Annotated in this window: 19 protein-coding genes and 1 tRNA gene; 12 read left to right on the top strand and 8 right to left on the bottom strand. The window is 63.5% G+C overall.

Features of this window, described 5'->3' with window-relative positions; all coding sequences use genetic code 11:
- Window positions 1-21 precede the first annotated feature (21 nt).
- The 4 genes from FS665_RS04635 to FS665_RS04620 all read left to right on the top strand — a co-directional run bounded on the left by FS665_RS04635 (window position 22) and on the right by FS665_RS04620 (window position 3,800).
- Window positions 22-1,932: an ATP-binding cassette domain-containing protein gene (locus FS665_RS04635; protein WP_145184126.1), complete on the top strand. Its 1,911-nt coding sequence runs from the start codon at window positions 22-24 to the stop codon at window positions 1,930-1,932.
- A gap of 131 nt (window positions 1,933-2,063) precedes the next feature.
- Window positions 2,064-2,696, top strand: a complete 633-nt coding sequence (locus tag FS665_RS04630; RefSeq protein ID WP_145184123.1) for a LysE family transporter — start codon at window positions 2,064-2,066, stop codon at window positions 2,694-2,696.
- A gap of 153 nt (window positions 2,697-2,849) precedes the next feature.
- Window positions 2,850-3,092 carry a DUF2789 domain-containing protein gene (locus FS665_RS04625; RefSeq protein ID WP_145184120.1) on the top strand — a complete coding sequence of 81 codons (243 nt, stop codon included), beginning with the start codon at window positions 2,850-2,852 and terminating at the stop codon, window positions 3,090-3,092.
- A 69-nt stretch (window positions 3,093-3,161) separates the two neighbouring features.
- Window positions 3,162-3,800 carry an NADH:ubiquinone oxidoreductase subunit N gene (locus FS665_RS04620; RefSeq protein WP_145184118.1) on the top strand — a complete coding sequence of 213 codons (639 nt, stop codon included), beginning with the start codon at window positions 3,162-3,164 and terminating at the stop codon, window positions 3,798-3,800.
- Window positions 3,801-3,808: 8 nt separating this feature from the next.
- Here the strand turns inward: FS665_RS04620 and FS665_RS04615 are convergent, their stop codons facing one another.
- From FS665_RS04615 to FS665_RS04590, 6 genes are all read right to left on the bottom strand, one after another.
- Window positions 3,809-4,246: a CBS domain-containing protein gene (locus FS665_RS04615; RefSeq protein WP_145184115.1), complete on the bottom strand. Its 438-nt coding sequence runs from the start codon at window positions 4,244-4,246 to the stop codon at window positions 3,809-3,811.
- Between the two features lie 165 nt (window positions 4,247-4,411).
- Window positions 4,412-6,142: a dipeptidase gene (locus tag FS665_RS04610; RefSeq protein WP_145184112.1), complete on the bottom strand. Its 1,731-nt coding sequence runs from the start codon at window positions 6,140-6,142 to the stop codon at window positions 4,412-4,414.
- 150 nt (window positions 6,143-6,292) lie between these two features.
- Window positions 6,293-6,616, bottom strand: a complete 324-nt coding sequence (locus FS665_RS04605; RefSeq protein WP_145184109.1) for a hypothetical protein — start codon at window positions 6,614-6,616, stop codon at window positions 6,293-6,295.
- A 56-nt stretch (window positions 6,617-6,672) separates the two neighbouring features.
- Window positions 6,673-7,203: a DUF5384 family protein gene (locus tag FS665_RS04600; protein WP_145184105.1), complete on the bottom strand. Its 531-nt coding sequence runs from the start codon at window positions 7,201-7,203 to the stop codon at window positions 6,673-6,675.
- A gap of 10 nt (window positions 7,204-7,213) precedes the next feature.
- Complete coding sequence (locus FS665_RS04595; protein WP_178108291.1) at window positions 7,214-7,717, bottom strand: hypothetical protein; 504 nt, start codon at window positions 7,715-7,717, stop codon at window positions 7,214-7,216.
- 210 nt (window positions 7,718-7,927) lie between these two features.
- Window positions 7,928-8,004 (bottom strand) — tRNA-Arg (locus tag FS665_RS04590).
- A 205-nt stretch (window positions 8,005-8,209) separates the two neighbouring features.
- On the opposite strand from FS665_RS04590, the gene FS665_RS04585 reads away from it, so the two are divergent.
- From FS665_RS04585 to FS665_RS04550, 8 genes are all read left to right on the top strand, one after another.
- Window positions 8,210-8,959 (top strand): GntR family transcriptional regulator, encoded by a 750-nt coding sequence (locus FS665_RS04585; protein ID WP_145184099.1) that lies wholly within the window; start codon window positions 8,210-8,212, stop codon window positions 8,957-8,959.
- Entirely contained in the window at window positions 8,956-10,680 is a 1,725-nt protein-coding gene (locus FS665_RS04580; protein WP_145184096.1) for a fumarate reductase/succinate dehydrogenase flavoprotein subunit, read from the top strand. The genes FS665_RS04585 and FS665_RS04580 overlap by 4 nt, the downstream gene beginning before the upstream one ends.
- Window positions 10,681-10,718: 38 nt before the next feature.
- The gene (locus FS665_RS04575) at window positions 10,719-10,964 is read left to right on the top strand and encodes a ferredoxin family protein (RefSeq protein ID WP_046616397.1); all 246 of its coding nucleotides are present in this window, start codon (window positions 10,719-10,721) and stop codon (window positions 10,962-10,964) included.
- Window positions 10,965-11,086: 122 nt separating this feature from the next.
- On the top strand, window positions 11,087-12,493 hold the full coding sequence (locus FS665_RS04570) for an ABC transporter substrate-binding protein (RefSeq protein WP_145184093.1): 1,407 nt from the start codon (window positions 11,087-11,089) through the stop codon (window positions 12,491-12,493).
- Between the two features lie 15 nt (window positions 12,494-12,508).
- Window positions 12,509-13,291 (top strand): ABC transporter permease, encoded by a 783-nt coding sequence (locus FS665_RS04565; RefSeq protein WP_145184090.1) that lies wholly within the window; start codon window positions 12,509-12,511, stop codon window positions 13,289-13,291.
- Window positions 13,291-14,142 (top strand): ABC transporter ATP-binding protein, encoded by an 852-nt coding sequence (locus FS665_RS04560; RefSeq protein ID WP_145184088.1) that lies wholly within the window; start codon window positions 13,291-13,293, stop codon window positions 14,140-14,142. The genes FS665_RS04565 and FS665_RS04560 overlap by 1 nt, the downstream gene beginning before the upstream one ends.
- Window positions 14,139-15,104, top strand: a complete 966-nt coding sequence (locus tag FS665_RS04555; protein WP_145184085.1) for a HEAT repeat domain-containing protein — start codon at window positions 14,139-14,141, stop codon at window positions 15,102-15,104. The genes FS665_RS04560 and FS665_RS04555 overlap by 4 nt, the downstream gene beginning before the upstream one ends.
- A complete protein-coding gene (locus FS665_RS04550; RefSeq protein ID WP_145184082.1) occupies window positions 15,104-15,418 on the top strand; it encodes a gamma-butyrobetaine hydroxylase-like domain-containing protein in 315 nt (104 codons plus the stop codon). Before FS665_RS04555 ends, FS665_RS04550 begins: the two co-directional genes overlap by 1 nt.
- On the opposite strand, the gene FS665_RS04545 is transcribed toward FS665_RS04550, so the two are convergent.
- Both FS665_RS04545 and FS665_RS04540 read right to left on the bottom strand, forming a co-directional pair.
- Window positions 15,392-16,255 (bottom strand): ABC transporter ATP-binding protein, encoded by an 864-nt coding sequence (locus FS665_RS04545; protein WP_145184079.1) that lies wholly within the window; start codon window positions 16,253-16,255, stop codon window positions 15,392-15,394. The two genes, FS665_RS04550 and FS665_RS04545, sit on opposite strands and share 27 nt — an antisense overlap.
- Window positions 16,252-17,841 carry an ABC transporter permease gene (locus FS665_RS04540; protein ID WP_256674967.1) on the bottom strand — a complete coding sequence of 530 codons (1,590 nt, stop codon included), beginning with the start codon at window positions 17,839-17,841 and terminating at the stop codon, window positions 16,252-16,254. Before FS665_RS04540 ends, FS665_RS04545 begins: the two co-directional genes overlap by 4 nt.
- Window positions 17,842-17,899: the final 58 nt, after the last annotated feature.

The following is a 17,899-nucleotide window of genomic DNA, read 5'->3' as shown; positions in this document are numbered from 1 at the left end:
CTGGTAGACTCCGCGACCACTATGATCAGACTATCCAACCTCACTTTACAGCGTGGTCCGCAGCGCTTGCTAGAAGGCGCCGAGATGACCCTGCACGCCGGTCACAAGGCCGGCCTGATCGGCGCCAACGGCGCCGGAAAATCCAGCCTGTTCGCGCTGCTGCGCGGTGAGCTTTCGCCTGACGCCGGCGACTGCCAACTGCCCGGCGATTGGCGCATTGCCCACATGCGCCAGGAGGTCGACACCCTCGAGCGCCTGGCGGTGGACTATGTGCTCGACGGCGATGCGCGCCTGCGCAAGGTCCAGGCCGAGTTGGCGGTGGCCGAGCAGGCCCACGACGGCACGGTATTGGCGCGCCTGCACAGTGAGTTGGAAGTGGCCGACGGTTATACCGCCGACGCCCGCGCGCGCAAGTTGCTGGCCGGCCTTGGCTTCACCAACGAGCAAATGGATCGCCGCGTCGGCGACTTCTCCGGCGGCTGGCGGATGCGCCTCAATCTGGCCCAGGCGCTGATGTGCCCGTCCGACCTGCTGTTGCTCGATGAACCGACCAACCACCTCGACCTCGACGCGATCCTGTGGCTGGAAGACTGGCTCAAAGGTTATCCCGGCACGCTGTTGCTGATCTCCCACGACCGTGATTTCCTCGACGCCGTGGTCGACCACGTGCTGCACGTCGAACAGCGCAAGCTCAACCTGTACAAGGGCGGCTACAGCGCCTTCGAGCGCACCCGTGCCGAGCGCCTGGCGCAGCAGCAACAGGCGTACGAGAAACAGCAAGCGCAGCGCGCGCACATGGAAAAGTACATCGCCCGCTTCAAGGCCCAGGCCACCAAGGCCCGGCAGGCGCAGAGCCGTATCAAGGCACTGGAGCGCATGGAGGAGCTGTCGGCGGCCCACGTCGACTCGCCATTCGATTTCGTCTTCCGCGAGTCGCAGAAGATTTCCAGCCCGCTGCTGAGCCTGTCCGAGGGTCGCCTGGGCTACGGCGACAAGGCGATCCTGGAGAAGGTCAAGCTGCAACTGGTGCCGGGTGCACGCATCGGTCTGCTCGGCCCCAACGGCGCAGGCAAGTCGACCTTGATCAAGAACCTTGCCGGCGAACTCGAGCCGCTTGGCGGCCGTCTGGTGCGCGGCGAGAACCTCGCAGTGGGTTACTTCGCCCAGCACCAGCTCGACTCGCTGGACGACAAAGCCAGCCCGCTCCTGCACCTGCAGCGCATCGCCCCGACCGAGCGCGAGCAGACCTTGCGCGACTTCCTGGGCGGGTTCGATTTCCACGGTGACCGCGTCGACGAGCCGGTGGTGAATTTCTCCGGTGGCGAAAAGGCCCGCCTGGCGCTGGCCCTGATCGCCTGGGAGCGGCCCAACCTGCTGCTGCTCGATGAGCCGACCAACCACCTGGACCTGGAGATGCGTCTGGCCCTGACCATGGCCTTGCAGGAGTTTGCCGGCGCCGTGGTGGTGGTGTCTCACGATCGACACCTGCTCAAGAGCACCACCGACGATTTCCTGCTGGTGGCCGATGGCAAGGTCGAGCCTTTCGATGGCGACCTGGACGATTACAGCCGCTGGCTGGTCGAGTACCGCCAGCGCAGTGCACCGGCCAGTAGCGCGTCGGTGAACCCGGACAAGACCGACAAGAAAGCCCAGCGTCAGGCCGCTGCCGCCCTGCGCCAGCAGTTGGCGCCGCACAAGAAGGCCGCGGACAAGCTCGAGGCCGAGTTGAACCAGGTCCATGCCCAGTTGGCCGAGGTCGAGGCAGCACTGGGCGATGCCGGCGTGTACGAGGCAGCGCGCAAGGACGAACTGCGCGATCTGCTGGGGCGCCAGAGCACGCTCAAGCAACGCGAAGGCGAGCTTGAGGAGGCCTGGATGGAGGCCTTGGAAACCTTGGAGAGCATGCAGGCCGAGCTCGAAGCGCTGTCCTGAGTGAGCGCGGGGTAGGGCGATGATGCCGAGCCCCGCGCGAATACCATTGCAGGCGACAGAATCCGCTGGTTATTTTTTCGCCGACACCTTAGCTTTAACCTTTTGCAACAGTTGCTCGAGCGAGGTGTGGGATGTCGATGGAAGTGTGGCTGGGCTTCTTTGCTGCGTGCTGGGTCATCAGCCTGTCGCCAGGCGCTGGGGCCATCGCCTCGATGTCCAGCGGCCTGCAATATGGTTTTTGGCGCGGTTACTGGAATGCCCTGGGCCTGCAGATCGGCCTGGTCGCTCAGATCGCCATCATCGCTGCCGGGGTTGGTGCGATTCTCGCCGCCTCGGCCACCGCGTTCCAGCTGATCAAATGGTTCGGGGTGGCCTACCTTGTCTATCTGGCCTACAAACAGTGGCGGGCACTGCCGATGGACATGGCCGATCCTTCCACGCTGCGCCCGATCGGCAAGCCGCTGAGCCTGGTGTTCAGGGGGTTTCTGGTCAACGTCAGCAACCCCAAGGCGCTGGTGTTCATGCTCGCCGTGCTGCCGCAGTTCATCGACCCGCATGCCCCCCTGCTGGCGCAGTACATCGCCATCGCCGTGACCATGGTCAGCGTCGACTTGCTGGTAATGGCGGGGTACACCGGCCTGGCTTCGCGGGTACTGCGCCTGCTGCGCACGCCCAAGCAGCAAAAGCGTCTGAACCGAACCTTTGCTGGTCTGTTCATCGGCGCCGCCACCTTCCTCGCAACCCTGCGCCGCGCGCCGATCTGACGCGCCCAGGTGCCTGCCCGACAAAGCCGATGATCGAATCGAGTCGTACTCGCCTGCCAGGTGTCTACCCGAAGGCGGGTGGCCACGATCATCTGCTTACCATCAACCAAGCCGCGCCGACGCCCTGGGTGATCGGCCGGTGGAGGAGGCACCATGGAACAACCGAACCATCATTTCTCGGAAATTTTCAAGCAACTGGGTCTGCCTGACGATCCGGTGGAAATCGAGCGTTTCATCACCACGCACTCGCCGCTGGAAGACGATGTGAAGCTGGTCGACGCCCCATTCTGGAATGAAGGGCAGCGGGCGTTTCTGAAGGAAAGCTATACCGCCGATGCAGACTGGATCCCGATGATCGACCAGCTCAACGAGGCGCTGCACGAGAAGAAGAAATAAAGCGCCGAGTGGCACCTGACGACTGATCGGCCGTTGCTATGCTCAGGTAAAACAATAGGGGATAGCGTGATGAAAGATCCCTATGCACCGGCGTTCTGGTGCGCCGTGACAGTCCTGGGCACCCTGACGGCCGGTTATTTCTACGGCATCCGTCATACCCACCAGATGAGCCAGGCCGTGCAGTTCCTGTATGCCGCCGCTGCGGTCACTGCCGCAGTGGCGCTGGCCACACTAACCTGGATAGCCTGGCAGCAACTGCACCTGAACAAGCGTGAAGTGATTCAGGGCCGCACACTGCTGACCATCTGGAATACCAAGGTGGCACTACGCCGAGTCGAGACCGTGTTCGATCGCTACTTCTGGGGCAGCTATTGGCATTCCGGACGTACCTTCGAAGAGGTCATGGGCGAACTCAAAGGCACGCCGCTCGAGCAGAGCCTGGACGCGCTCAAGCACCAGTGCCGCGCACTCGACCGGGAGATCCACGATCACCATCACCACTGGCTGGCCAATGCCCGCGACCTTTCCAGCGTAGCCACGGCCATGGCCCGCGAGCGCTATCAGCTGGACCTCGGTGAGCCGTCAGGCAACCGCCAAGGCAACACTGCGGTGCTCAACCGGGATCTCGAAGTGCTGGTCTATACCTGGTCGGCACGTCTGCGCAGCTTCGACCATCAGCTCGACGAGCTGGAGCGCGCCTACCACTGAAGGGCCTGTCACTCACCGCGGATGTACTGCTCCAGTTGCACGATGAGATTGGCCTGCTCGGCAATGGTTTCCTTGACCAGGTCACCGATCGACAGCAGCCCGAGCAATTCGCCGTTGGCCACCACCGGCAAATGGCGCAGGTGACGATTGGTCATGAGGTTCATGCAGAACTCGAGATTCTGCTTGGGCTCTACCGTGACCACTGGCGCGCTCATGATATCGCGCACCGGGGTGGCCGCTGACGAGCGCCCTTTGAGCACCAGCTTGCGGGCGTAGTCGCGTTCACTGACGATCCCCACCACCTGATTGTCCTGCACTACCGGCAGCGCGCCGACGTTCTTCTGCGCCAGCAGTTTCAACGCGTCGAGCACCGAATCATCCGGGCCGATGGTGTAGACGGTGTGGTGATCGGACTTGGACTTGAGGATTTGTTCGACGGTCTTCATACGGGCCTCTGCGGGGGAGAATACGAGTGCTGGATGTAACTAAAGCATCGTGTACGCCGGCTTGCACGGCAATGCAGGAAACGGCATCGAGCCGATTGAAAAACGTCATGACGAGCTACAGCCGCTGCCGACTGGATGCCGGCAGCGGCTGATCGGACGTGCGGCTCAGAGTGAAGGCATCTGCCCGATCCGCGCCACCATCTCGCTGACCACCTGCAGGTCCAGCTCGAACTGCTCCACCGTCTTGAACTCGTTGTCGTTGTGCCCGGTGTACTTCACGTCTGGCATCGCCAGGCCGAATTGCACGCCGTTGGGCAGGTCGTGCACCGAGGTGGCGCCGGCGGAGGTGCCGTACTCATGCTTCATGCCGAGGTTTTCGCTGGCCACGTCGAGCAAGGCCTTGACCCACTCGCCCTCGGGGTTGCGGTACATCGGCTCGTCGAGGCTGTAGTCGAAGGCGACCGAGGTGTGCTGCTGGCGGGTCCACTGGCCGAGCTTGTCGGCAATCTGGTCCTTGAGCGTTGCCAGTGGCTTGCCCTTGGGGATGCGCAGGTTGACGGCCAGCTTCACGCCTTTGTCATCCACGCCCACGAAGGTTGGCGAGGCGGTCAACGGGCCCATGAAACTGTCCTTGAAACCGATGCCGAGCTTGCCGCCCAGGTAATCCAGCCCCCAATTGTCGGCCGCGTAATGGGCCGCGTCGGTGAAGTGGTTGTGCTTGAGCGGCACCTGCTTGCCCAGGCCTGCAAGGAAGTCGAGCATGCGGGCCACGGGGTTGACGCCGGACTCAGGCTCCGAGGAATGCGCGGACACGCCGGTCACGGTCAGCACCACCTTGCCGTCTTCGGCCTTGGCCTCGATGCTGAAGTCCTCGCCGTTGCGCTGGCGATAATCTGCGCCAGCCTTTTGCAGCTGCGCGGCCAACTCGGCGGGCTGGTCGCTGAGCAGGGTCGCCACCGAGGTGGTGGGGATCTGGTTGGTCGCCAGGCCGCCGGTCAGGTCGGTGATCTCTGCGCCTGCGCCGGTGGCTGGGCGCTTGCTGAAGCTCGCCATGACCGTGCCATAGCCCTTCTCGGCGATCACCACCGGATAACCGCCGTCCAGCGCCAGGTTGTAGTCCGGCGTCGGGTTGCGCTCGAAGTAGTAGGGAATGGCGTCGCCGCTGGTTTCTTCAGTGGTGTCGATCAGCAACTTGAACTGTCGGGCCAGCGGCAGGTTTTCATCCTTGGCAACCTTGAGCGCATACAGCGCGACGATAATGCCGTTCTTGTCGTCTTCGGTGCCACGGCCGTACATGCGGTCGCCCACCAGGGTGACCTTGAACGGATCGAGGCGGGTACCGTCGGCGAGCTTCCAGTTATCCGGGTTGACCGGCACCACATCGGCATGGGCGTGGATGCCGACCACTTCCTTGCCCTGGCCTAGCGAAATCTCGTAAACCCGATTGTCGACGTTGCGAAACGCCAGCCCGAAGCGATCGGCCAGGGCCTTGATCTTGTCGGCGATCTTCACGAACTCGGGATTTTCGTGCTGTGCCACGCCCTCGACGGCGAAGGTGGGGATGGCGACCAGCTCGCGCAAATCCTGCTTCGCAGCATTGGCGTACTTGATGCGCGTGTACAGGCCCAACAGGCGATTGATCTGGTTGTGCTGCTCGGCGTCCAGCGACTTGCCGGCCAGGTAGGCGTCCAAGGTGGCCGCAAGATCGTCGACCTTGGCCAAGTCGCTGGCCTTGAGCTTGCCGAGAAACTGCTTGAAATCGGCCGGTTGGCTATCGGCGAAGGCACCTACGATGGCGCTGGACTGCTGCTGGGTGAGATTGGCCTGTGCCGACTGGATGGACAGGCCGAGGCTGGCCAGCAGCAAGGCCGTGGCGGTGAGTTTGTTCAGGGACATGTGTCGCGCATTCCTTCGCAAGCGGGTAAGAAAAGCCACGCTAACACCATTGCTTCTGGTACGGGAGTCCTGCTGATGCGACATGTCGCACAAATGAAAAAGGCCCGCTTTGTCCAAGCGGGCCTTTCTCTACTCGAGCGTTGCCTGGAGTCACAGCCCGTTGGGCAAGAACCGAGTGGCGCCGCTGACATCGTCGATTTTCTTGATACGAAATGCCTTGATGCAGGTTTCGTTGCGGGTGTTGCTGTCAGGGCAGTAGTGGCGGACGAAGTCGTTGAAGGCCATGTCCTGGCCGTTCACACTTAGCACCCGCTTGTAGTACTCGCCCTGAATACCCTGTGCCTGACGCGCGCCGGTGACTTCTTGGTCAACGACCAGGCGGCCATGCAAGTCCACGTTGGGGAATGCAGGTTCTTCCTGCAGGCAGCCGCCCAGCAGCAGGCCGGCCGTAGCCAGCATGATCAGTCGTAGCATGATGTTGTCTCAGCTTCGGGCTGCCCAGGCAAGCGCGTGGGCAGCGCCATGGATGGTCACTCGCCGAACAGGCCGCCCGCGCGTTTCACTTCGGCCTTGCCGACGTCTTCGAGCAAGGACTTGGCGCCCGAGCTGACGTTGCGCGCGGCATCGGCGTTGGACTGAATCATGTCGGTACGCGCGGCGCTGTCGCGCAGTTCGGCATCGATGTAGTCGTTGGCGCGGGCCACCTGGGCTTTTTTCGCTTGCAGCTTCAGGCGTCGTTCTTCGAGCTCCAGCGCCCGCAGTTCGTCCTCGAACGATTCCTCGCGGGTTTGCACGCGCTTGCGCTCAGCTGCCTGTGCCTGATGCTGCTCGGCGGCGCGCTGGGAAGCCGCACGCTGGGCTGCCGCACGCTGTTGGCGCGCAGCGGCTTCGCGCGCTTCGGCGCGCTGCTCGGCGGCGGCTGCCTGGCGCAGACGCTCGGTTTCCAATGCCGCCTGGGATTGTTTGGTCTGCTGCTCGATCTGGTACAGCTGGTCGAACTGACCGGCCGCAGCGCCAGTCGCCGCCAAGACAAGGGTGGTGGCCAGAACTACTCGCTTCATGGCTCAGGCCTCAGGTGGTCTTGGGATCGGGGCAGGTGGCGTTCGGCTGGATGCGCGTCTCGTTGGACAGGGTCATGACCATCAGCGAGATGTCACCGACCTTGAAATCGCACGGACGGCCCACCTGCGCCGAGGTATAGACCTTACCGTTTTCCGCGTAGCCGATCAGTACACCTGGTACCAGCGTGGTATCGCTGACCAGCGAGCCCGCCAGCGCACCAACGCCGCCGCCTGCCACGCCACCGACGATGGCGGTGTCCTTGTTGTGCCCAGCGCCCAGCGCTGCACCGCCCAGCGCGCCCAACACGCCGCCGATGACCATGGCCGCTTTCTGGTTCTTTTCGTTGCTGACCTTGATGCGGGTCGGCGACACCGTGATGATTTTCACGGTCTTGGCTTCTTGCTGGGTATTCACCTGACTGGCATCGAACACATCGGCTTGGTACTGCTCGCCGGTCGCTTGGCAACCCACCAGCGCAGCGGCAACGGTCAAAGCCAGACAGTGTTTCAGCATTTTCATTCCTGGATCCCTGGAGAGAGTGATTGATCGGCAAGCGATCAAATTACGGGTACGGCAAAGTGCCATCATTCTAGCGGGATGGATCCAATCAGGTAAAGTCGATGGAACTAATTTTGAATTGGGATGTCGCGTCGCCAGCGTCAATTACGCAAAACTCAAACCCCAGAAACGACAAAGCCCGCTCAAGGCGGGCTCTGGAAGGTATGGCGCACTCGGCGGGATTCGAACCCACGACCCCTGCCTTCGGAGGGCAGTACTCTATCCAGCTGAGCTACGAGTGCAACGCGCAGGCATGATACCCATCTCCTGCGAGAACGTCCATGGCCTTGATCTAAGGTTACTTTTCCGGCGGTGTCGCCATCGGCCGGTCGTGGCCTCGAGAACAATCTAACCATATGCCAACTCGGTATTTCCGCTACTGGCCTAGGCCCGCATAGCATCTGGTCACAACTTGTTATAACAAGTATTCGATCAGCGAAGAGATCCATGGCCGACCTGCTCCCGTTTTCTCCCGTTCCGCTCTACACCCAGCTCAAGGACCTGCTGCGCGAGCGCATTCTCGATGGCAGCTATGCACCGCACAGCCGCATGCCCTCGGAAAGCGAACTGGGCAAGGCCTTTGCGGTGAGCCGCATCACCGTGCGCCAGGCGCTTGGTGACCTACAGAAAGAAGGACTGATTTTCAAGATCCATGGCAAAGGCACGTTCGTCGCCAAGCCCAAGGCGTTCCAGAACGTCAGCACCCTGCAGGGCCTGGGCGAGTCGATGACGCAGAGGGGCTATGAGGTGATCAACCGCCTGCGCAGCCTGCGCCATGTGCCTGCCAACGCCGTGGTCGCTGCGCGCTTGCAGCTCGAGGAAGGCAGCCTGGTCACTGAAATTCGCCGCGTGCGCTTGATCAATCGCGAGCCGGTATCTCTGGAAATCACCTGGCTGCCCAAGGCTGTCGGCGAAAAACTGGAGCAGGCCGACTTGGTCACCCGCGACATTTTCCTGCTGCTGGAAAACGACTGCGGCATCGCCCTGGGTCACGCTGACCTGGCCATCGATGCGGTGCTCGCCGACAGCGACTTGACCCAGGCGCTACAGGTGCAGGAGGGCGCGCCGATCATGCGTATCGAGCGTCTGACCCATGCCGCCGATGGTACGCCGCTGGACTTCGAGCACCTGTATTACCGCGGCGATGCCTTCCAGTACCGCCTGCGCATCGACCGCCAGAAGGGGAGCAACGTATGAGTATCGAAACCCAGGACTACGACATCATCGTCATCGGCGGCGGCACGGCCGGCCCCATGGCCGCGATCAAGGCCAAGGAGCAGGACAAGAGCCTGCGCGTGTTGTTGCTCGACAAAGCCAATGTCAAACGCAGCGGTGCCATCAGCATGGGCATGGATGGCCTGAACAACGCCATCATTCCCGGGCATGCCACCGCCGAGCAGTACACCAAGGAAATCACCGTCGCCAACGACGGCATCGTCAACCAGGCCACCGTGCATGCCTATGCGACGCACAGCTTTGAAACCATCGAGCAGCTCGACCGCTGGGGCGTGAAGTTCGAGAAGGATGAAACCGGCGATTACGCGGTGAAGAAGGTCCATCACATGGGCGCGTATGTACTGCCCATGCCCGAAGGCCACGACATCAAGAAAGTGCTGTATCGCCAGCTCAAGCGCGCCCGGGTCGACATCACCAATCGCATGGTCTGTACCCGCATATTGCTCGATCAACAGGGCGCCGCTGCCGGTGTCATGGGTTTCGATTGCCGCAGCGGTGAATTTCGCGTGGTCCGTGCCAAGGCGGTGATTCTCGCCTGTGGCGCGGCGGGGCGTTTGGGCCTGCCTTCGTCGGGCTACCTGATGGGCACCTACGAGAATCCGACCAACGCCGGCGACGGCTACGCCATGGCCTACCATGCCGGGGCCGAGCTGGCCAATCTCGAATGCTTCCAGATCAACCCGTTGATCAAGGACTACAACGGCCCGGCGTGTGCCTATGTGACCGGCCCGCTCGGCGGCTACACCGCCAACAGCAAGGGCGAGCGCTTCATCGAGTGCGACTACTGGAGCGGCCAGATGATGTGGGAGTTTCATCAGGAACTCGAAGGCGGCAATGGTCCGGTGTTTCTCAAGCTCGATCACCTGGCCGAGGAAACCATTCAGAACATCGAAGAGATCCTGCACAGCAACGAGCGCCCCAGCCGTGGCCAGTTCCATGCCGGGCGTGGCACCGACTACCGCCAGCACATGGTCGAGATGCATATCTCCGAGATCGGTTTTTGCTCGGGCCATTCGGCCTCGGGGGTGTGGGTCAACGAGAAGGCCGAGACTAGCGTTCAGGGCCTGTATGCCGCCGGAGACATGGCGGCGGTGCCGCACAACTACATGCTGGGCGCGTTCACCTACGGATGGTTTGCCGGCGTGAACGCGGCGCACTACGTGGCCGGGCGGGCGTTTGCCGAGGTCGATGATGGGCAGGTCGAGCGCGAGCGCACACGGGTGTTCGCCCCGTTGCAGCGTGAGCATGGCCTACCGCCAGCGCAAGTCGAGTACAAGTTGCGGCGCATGGTCAACGATTACCTGCAGCCACCGAAGGTGACCAAGAAGATGCAGATCGGCCTGGCGCGCTTTGCCGAGATCGAGCGAGATCTCGAACAGATCAAAGCCAGCAATCCGCATGAGCTGATGCGTGCGATGGAGGTCTCGGTCATCCGCGACTGTGCCGAAATGGCCGCGCGGGCCTCGCTATTTCGCGAGGAGAGCCGCTGGGGCCTGTACCACCATCGGGTCGATTTCCCCAAGCGCAACGATAGTGAGTGGTTCTGCCACTGCCATTTGAAAAAAGACCAGAACGGCGAAATGACCAGCTTCAAGAAGGCCGTCGAGCCTTACCTGATCGCGCTGGACGCCCAGGAACAGACCGCCTATGACCGGCTGCGCGTGAAAGCCGACGCTGCCTGAATAAAACCGAGGGCTCAAGGCCCCAAGGACTCCGTGAAATGGCTTACCAGCCCCAGGAAATCTTCTTTCGCAGCAGTGCCCCGGTGACCATCGACGAAGACAAGTGCATCGCCGATAAAGGTTGCACCGTCTGTGTCGAGGTCTGCCCCATGGACCTGTTGGCGATCAACCCGGCCACGCAAAAAGCCTATATGGCCTTCGACGAGTGCTGGTACTGCATGCCCTGCGAAAAAGACTGCCCCACGGGCGCGGTGAAGGTCGATATCCCGTACCTGCTGCGCTGATTCATCCCCGCCATCCGGCGAACCACCGGACGCGCCTTCCTGCCTCGCCCCTCGTTTCCCACCCCCCGCACCGGGCGGCGGAGACGATTTCAGCATCCACAACGATTCGAGGGGAAACATCCATGCGCCTTGTAGCAACCCTGGCCGGCCTCGCGCTGGCGCTTACCGGCCTGAATGCCAGCGCCGAAACCATACGCATCGCCATCGGCACCCAGGACACCACCATCAATTGCGCCACCGGCGGCTTGCTGATCCGTGAGCTGGGCCTGCTCGAAAAGTACCTGCCGCACGATGGCAAGTACAAGGATGCCCAGTACCAGGTCGAATGGAAGAACTTCACCAGCGGCGCGCCACTGACCAACGAGATGGTCGCCGGCAAGCTGGATTTCGGTGCCATGGCCGATTTCCCTGGCTCATTCAACGGGGTCGCGCATCTGGATGCCGGCAAACGCAGCCTGTTCATCAGCGTGCTGTCGGGGAGTGTGCATGGCAGCGGCAATGGGATCGTCGTACCGGCCGCCTCGCCGGTGCAGTCGCTGGCCGAACTGAAGGGCAAGACCATTTCCGTACCCTTCGCCTCCACCGCCCACAGCATGCTGCTGCGGGCCGTCGCGGCGCAAGGCTGGGACCCGCAGAAGGATCTGCGAATCATCGCCCAAGCCCCGGAAATCGCCGGCTCCGCCTTGCGCAGCAACCGCATCGAAGCCCATGCCGACTTCGTGCCGTTCGCCGAACTGTTCCCCAACCGCGGCTTTGCCCGCAAGATCTACGACGGCGCCCAGGCCAACGCGCCTACGTTTCACGGCGCCCTGGTCGATGCCGACTATGCGCAGAAATACCCGGAAGTGGTAACCGCCTACCTGCGCGCCAGCCTCGAAGCAGACCGCCTGATCGCGGCCGAACCGGAAAAGTACAGCGAGCTCATCGAGAAGGTCACCGGCATCGAAGCCGAGGTCAATTACCTGTTCCACGGCCCGCTCGGCCTACAGACCCGCGACCTGACCTGGAAGCCGGAATACCGCCAGGCCGTGGCGACGTCCATTGACACGCTGAAACTGCTGAAGAAAACCGATCGCGGCCTCGACACGCAGCAGTTTATCGACGACCGCTATATTCGTGCAGCTTTCGCCCAGGCCGGCCTGGATTATGACCAGGCGCTAAAAAACTACGAGCCGCAGCCGCTCAAGGCCAATGACGCGCTCACGGGCAAGCCGATCACCGACTTCAGCCGCCTGGCGCAGGTATGGGTACGCGGTGAAGGCAAAGTTCGTCACTACGCTTCGCCGCAAGCTGCCCTTGGCGCGTTGGCCCAGTTGGAGCACGAGGGCAAGGACATCCGCGCCGTCTACGCCCAGGCTGCCGACAGCGGCATCAAGTTGCTGGCCAACCAGGCCTGGTTCGTCCGTGATGGCAATGGCGAGCTGGCGGCTTTCCTGCTCAAGGACCAGGCCGAGCAATACGCCAAAGCGCATGGCGGGGAGGCGCTGGACTTCGTCAGCGCCAACCAGAAGCTGCTCGCCCAGCGCTGATCGGGAGGCACCGAGATGACCCGCGACCTCAAGCGCTGGCCCGTGCGCCTGGTATCGCTGCTGACCTGCCTGTTGTTCTGGCAGGTGGCGGCCAGCGTCAAGCTGGACCTTGGCCTGCTGACTTTCAGCTATGTGCCCACACCCCAGGCGGTGCTGGGTGCGGGCTGGCAGTTGCTGACCTCCAGCACCCTGCTGGCGCACCTGGGCAGCAGCCTGACGCGGGTGTTTGCCGGTTATGCCGCCGCGGCAGTTCTGGGCGTGGCCCTGGGGCTGTTGATCGGCCGTTCGAGATGGGCCGAAGACACCTTGCTGCCGCCCCTGGAGGTGCTGCGGCCGATACCGGCGGTGGCGTGGATCCCGCTAGCGATCCTGATGTTCCCGTCGTCCGAGCTGTCGATGGTGTTCATCACCTTCACCGGCGCGCTGTTCCCGATCCTGCTCAACACCGTGCACGGCGCCGAGGCCGTCGACCCGCGCCTGGTGGCCTCGGCGCGCAGTCTCGGTGCAGGGCGTTGGGCAATCCTCGGCGAGGTGGTGCTGCCTGGTGCGCTGCCGAGCATCGTCACCGGCCTTGCGATTGGCATGGGCACCTCGTGGTTCTGCCTGGTGACGGCCGAGATGATCGCCGGGCAGTTCGGCATCGGCTACTACACCTGGGAGTCATACACCTTGCAGAACTACCCGAACATCATCGTCGGCATGCTGTTGATCGGCGTACTGGGCATGGGCAGCAGTGCGCTGATCAAGCGCCTGGGGGCACTGGCAACGCCCTGGTATCGCACCCGGAGAGCTGCCTGATGAATCTTCATCAACAAGCACCGGGGCGGATCGATGGGCACGGCCTGTCGATTCGGCTGGGGCAGGGCGGTGAGGCCTTCGAGGCGGTGCAGGGCCTGGATTTCGCCGTGCAGGCGGGGGAGTTCGTCTGCATCCTCGGGCCGTCCGGCTGCGGCAAATCGACCTTGCTTGGCGCGTTGGCCGGGCACCTGGTGCCCAGCAGCGGCCAGCTGTGCGTCGACGGCCTGGCCGTGCAGGGGCCTTCGCCGCAGCGCGGCATGGTGTTTCAGCACCACACCTTGCTGCCCTGGCGCAGCGTGCTGGACAACGTCGCCTTCGGCCTGAAGATGCAAGGCCTGGGCAAGGCCGAGCGCCGCCAACAGGCACGGCAAATGTTGCAACTGGTGGGCCTGGCGGACTTCGCCGAGCGCTGGCCCAGCCAGTTGTCCGGGGGCATGCAGCAGCGCGCCGAGATTGCCCGGGTGCTGATCAACCGCCCGCGCCTGCTGTTGATGGACGAGCCCTTCGGTGCCCTGGATGCGCAAACCCGTTCGCGCATGCAGGAACTGCTGCTGGATATCTGGACGCGCATCCGCACTACCGTGGTGTTCGTCACCCACGATATCGACGAGGCCTTGTTCCTGGCCGACCGCATTCTGGTGATGAGCCCACGCCCTGGTCGCTTCATTGAAGACCTGCGCCTGGACTTCGCGCGCCCGCGCCGCGCCAGCCTGCTGACGAGCCCTGAATTCACCCATCTCAAACGCCATTGCCTGGCCTTGCTGCGTCATGAAGAAGGCCGCGAACTGCCGCGGCTGACGCCCCTTGGCTTGCCGACCAGCGAACACCCGCCGTTAAGGATCGCGCTATGACCGAACGAAGCACCGACAACCCCGAGATTCTCCAACTGCTGCCGCGTCTCGAAGCTGACGACGCCGGCGTGCGACGCATCGCCTTGATCGAGCTGGCCGATCTTGAGGTCGCCGAAGCGTTGCCCTGGCTGACCGATGCCTTGTTAGTCGATGGCGCCGAGCATGTGCGCGCCGAGGCCGCGCGCCTGCTGGAAGCCTGGGAGGAGCCACACGTGGTGCAGGCGCTGTGCGCGGCGTTGGCCGACGGCGCCGAGGCGGTACGTCTGGCTGCCGCACAGAGCCTCAGTGAATTGAAAAGTGCACAGGCCGGTCAGTTGATTCTGCCGTGGACGAACCATGCCGACGCCTTCGTTCGCGCCAGTGTCCTGCGCGCCCTGCGCGAACTGCGCCTGGCGGACGCCGCCGAACCTGCGCTGCGGGCACTGCAAGACCACGACCCGGCAGTACGGCGCGAAGCCGTCGGTATTCTGGGCTGGCTGAAGCACCAGCCGGCGCTCCCCGCCTTGGCCAATCTGGCGGAACACGAGGCCGATCTTGAGGTGCGTCGCGCAGCGATTGGTGCCTTGGGGCTTGCGCGTGATCCGGCGGTACTGCCGGCGCTGGTGGGCGCTCTGCGCGATCCCGCCTGGCAGGTGCGTGAAGAAGCTGCCACTACCCTGGGCAAGGTTGGCCACGCGCAGGCGGGGCCGGCACTGGTGGCGGCGCTGGCTGATGGCTTCTGGCAAGTGCGCTTGCGCGCCGCCCGCTCGCTGGGTCGCCTTCGCCATGCTCAAGCGCTGGATAGCCTGGTCGACTTGCTCGACCACGGCATCGCCAACCTGCGCAAGGAAGCGGCGCTGGCGCTGGGCGAGCTGGGCCTTGGCCGAGCCTTGCCCGCACTCCAGGCAGCCGAGGCCGACAGCGATCCGGAAGTGCGCAAAGCGGTGCGTATTGCCCTGGCCCAATTGCGCGGTGCCGCGTAATGGATAGCCCGCGTGCAATCGGCAATCGCCGCGCACTTGGCGTACTGACGTTGCAGTGGCGCGATGGCGAAGCTGTCATCAGTCATGTCCGGCTACGGGGGGCCTGCCCCTGCTCGCAGTGCCGGGCAGCGCGCTTGCAGGGACGCCTGCCGTTGGTCAATGAGGCGGTGCGTATCGAGCAGGTGGTGGCGCAAGGTTACGGCGTGCAGCTGATGTTCAGCGATGGCCATGATCGGGGGATTTATCCCTGGGCGTACCTGCGCACGCTTGCCGAGCCAGTACCACTGCTACAAGGCGATCAACTCAGGCCGTAAGCCTTCCACTCGGCGTGCTGGCGGCGGCAGGCGACCGCCGTCACCGGTGATCTGATGCAGCACCTGCTCGCGCAGCCCGTGCAAGGCCACGCTCGTGCGCAGGCGCGGATGCGCCAGCTCGATGTCCACCACCGACTTGATCCGCCCCGGACGCGGCTCCAGCACGATTACCCGGTCGGCCAGGTAGGTGGCTTCTTCGGCATCGTGCGTCACCAGCAAGGTGGTGATGCCGGCGCGGTCGCGGATGGCGAGCAGTTCGTCCTGCAGTTGCTGACGGGTCAGCGCATCGAGGGCGCCGAACGGCTCGTCGAGCAACAGGATGCGCGGGCTGGCCACCAGCCCCCGGGCAATTGCCACACGTTGCGCCATGCCGCCGGAGAGCTGGTGCGGGTAGGCCGACTCGAAGCCGACCAGGCCGACCAGCAGCACGAACTCATGCACCCGGCGGGCACGCTCACCTTGGGTCAGGTGCTCGTTGACCAGGCCTAGGGCGATGTTCTGCGCCACCGTCAGCCAGGGAAACAGGCGATGCTCCTGGAACACGATGCCGCGTTCACTGCCGATGCCGCTGACCGCCTGGCCATCGACGCGGATGCTGCCACTGTAGTCGGTGTCCAGCCCGACCAACAGGCGCAGCAGGGTCGACTTGCCGCAGCCCGAGGCGCCGACGATGGCGATGAACTCGCCCTGGTTGATGGCGAGGTTGAAGTTGCGGATGGCTTCGAGGGGCTGGCCATCGACGTGGAACACTTTGCCAACGCCTTCGAAGCTGACCAGCGGCGGCGTGGTGTCGGCCTGATTGGCCGCGAGCAGGTGTGAAGCATTGAAGGCATTCATGCGTTTCTCCAGCGCGTGGCGCGCGATTCGAGGCGTTGACCGAGGATGCCGAGCAGGGCACCGACCAGGCCGATCAAGACCATCGCGGCCATGACCTGGTCCATGCGAAACAGTTGCTGCGCGCCGATCATCAGGCTGGCGATGCCACCGTCCGAGGGCATGAAGTATTCGGCCCCGATGGTGCCCAGCCAGGCGTAGATCAGCGACAGGCGCAGGCCGGCGAATATGGCCGCTGCGGCGCCAGGCAACACCAACAGGCGCAGACGTTGCCACAGGTTCAGGCGCAGTGTGCGGGCCGCCTCGCCCAGTTGCGGCGAGAGGCTGGCGATACCGCGCTGGGTGGCGATCAGCAGCGGAAAGAATGCCGCCAGGGCGACGAACACGAGCTTGGCCCCTTCACCGAGGCCAAACCAGGCTGTGAGCAACGGCACCCAGGCAAACAAGGCCACGTGCCTCAACGCAGAAAAGCTTGGGCCGAAAAAGCGTTCGGCGCGCGGCGACAATCCCAGTAACAGCCCACTCAACAGACCTGCGCTGCCGCCCACTAGCAGGCCGGTCAAGGTACGTTGCAGGCTTAGCAGCATGGCTTGCGGCAACGAGCCATCGGCCAGACCGCGGACCAGGGTGCGCAAGACGTCCAGTGGCGAGGTGAGGATGTTCGAGTCGATCCAGCCCAGGCTACTGCTCACCTGCCACAGCGCCAGCAATGCCGCTGGCAGCAGCAGGCTTTGCCAGCCCCGCGGCACCGGGCCGCGCTGTTGTTCGCCAGTGGCCGGTTGCGGCCAGTGCAGCAGGCGCTTTTCAAGGGCCGAAAAGCCACGTTCCAGCAGTGCGCCAACCAGGCCGATGACCAGGATGCACAGCAGTACCAGGTCGAGCATGAACAGCTGCCTGCCCCAGACCATCAGGTAGCCGATGCCTTCGCTGGAGGCCAGCAACTCAACGGCGAGCAGCGAAGTCCAGCCGGTTGCCAATGCCAGTCGGGTGCCGGTGAGAAAGGCGGGCAGGGCGGCGGGCAGCAGCATGCGCAGCCACAGCAGATGGCGTGGTAGACGCAGCACGGCGGCGGCTTCGCGTAGTTTCGGTTGGGCATCGCGTACGCCAACCAACGTGTGCAGCGTGACCGGTACCACCACAGCTTTCACCAGCACCACCAGCTTGAGCAGTTCGCCGATACCGAAGAACAGCATGAACAGCGGAATCCAGGCCAGGGTGGGGATCTGCGCCAGCGCCACGAATGTTGGCAGTACCCAGGTTTGCGCTTGCCGCGAGGTGCCGAGCCAAGTGCCGAGCAGCAAGCCGCTAGCGATGCCTGCCAACAGCCCCCAGACCAGCCGTTGCAGACTTATCCACACGTGGCCCCAAAGCTCACCCGAGCCGAATTCCAGCGCGCTCTGCCACACCAGTGAAGGCGCCGGCAATATCTGCTCGCTCATCCACTGCTGCCGGCTCGCCACGACCCACAGCAGCGCAATCAGCCCAGGCAGCAATAAAGGCAGCAAGCGGTCGCGGCCTATTTGAGAGGGGCCGTGTGTCAGGATGAGGCGGTGAAACCGCCTCCGGTTGCCACTCAGAACTCCATTCATCGGCAGTCTCTCCAAGTGTTCCATTGTTATTCACTTATAGAATTAAAAATTCCTCAAA

Source organism: Pseudomonas sp. URMO17WK12:I11 (genome assembly GCF_007677725.1).
GTDB lineage: Bacteria > Pseudomonadota > Gammaproteobacteria > Pseudomonadales > Pseudomonadaceae > Aquipseudomonas.
Note: the sequence above shows the minus strand (reverse complement) of the source record. Positions and strands in the feature narration are given on the sequence as shown.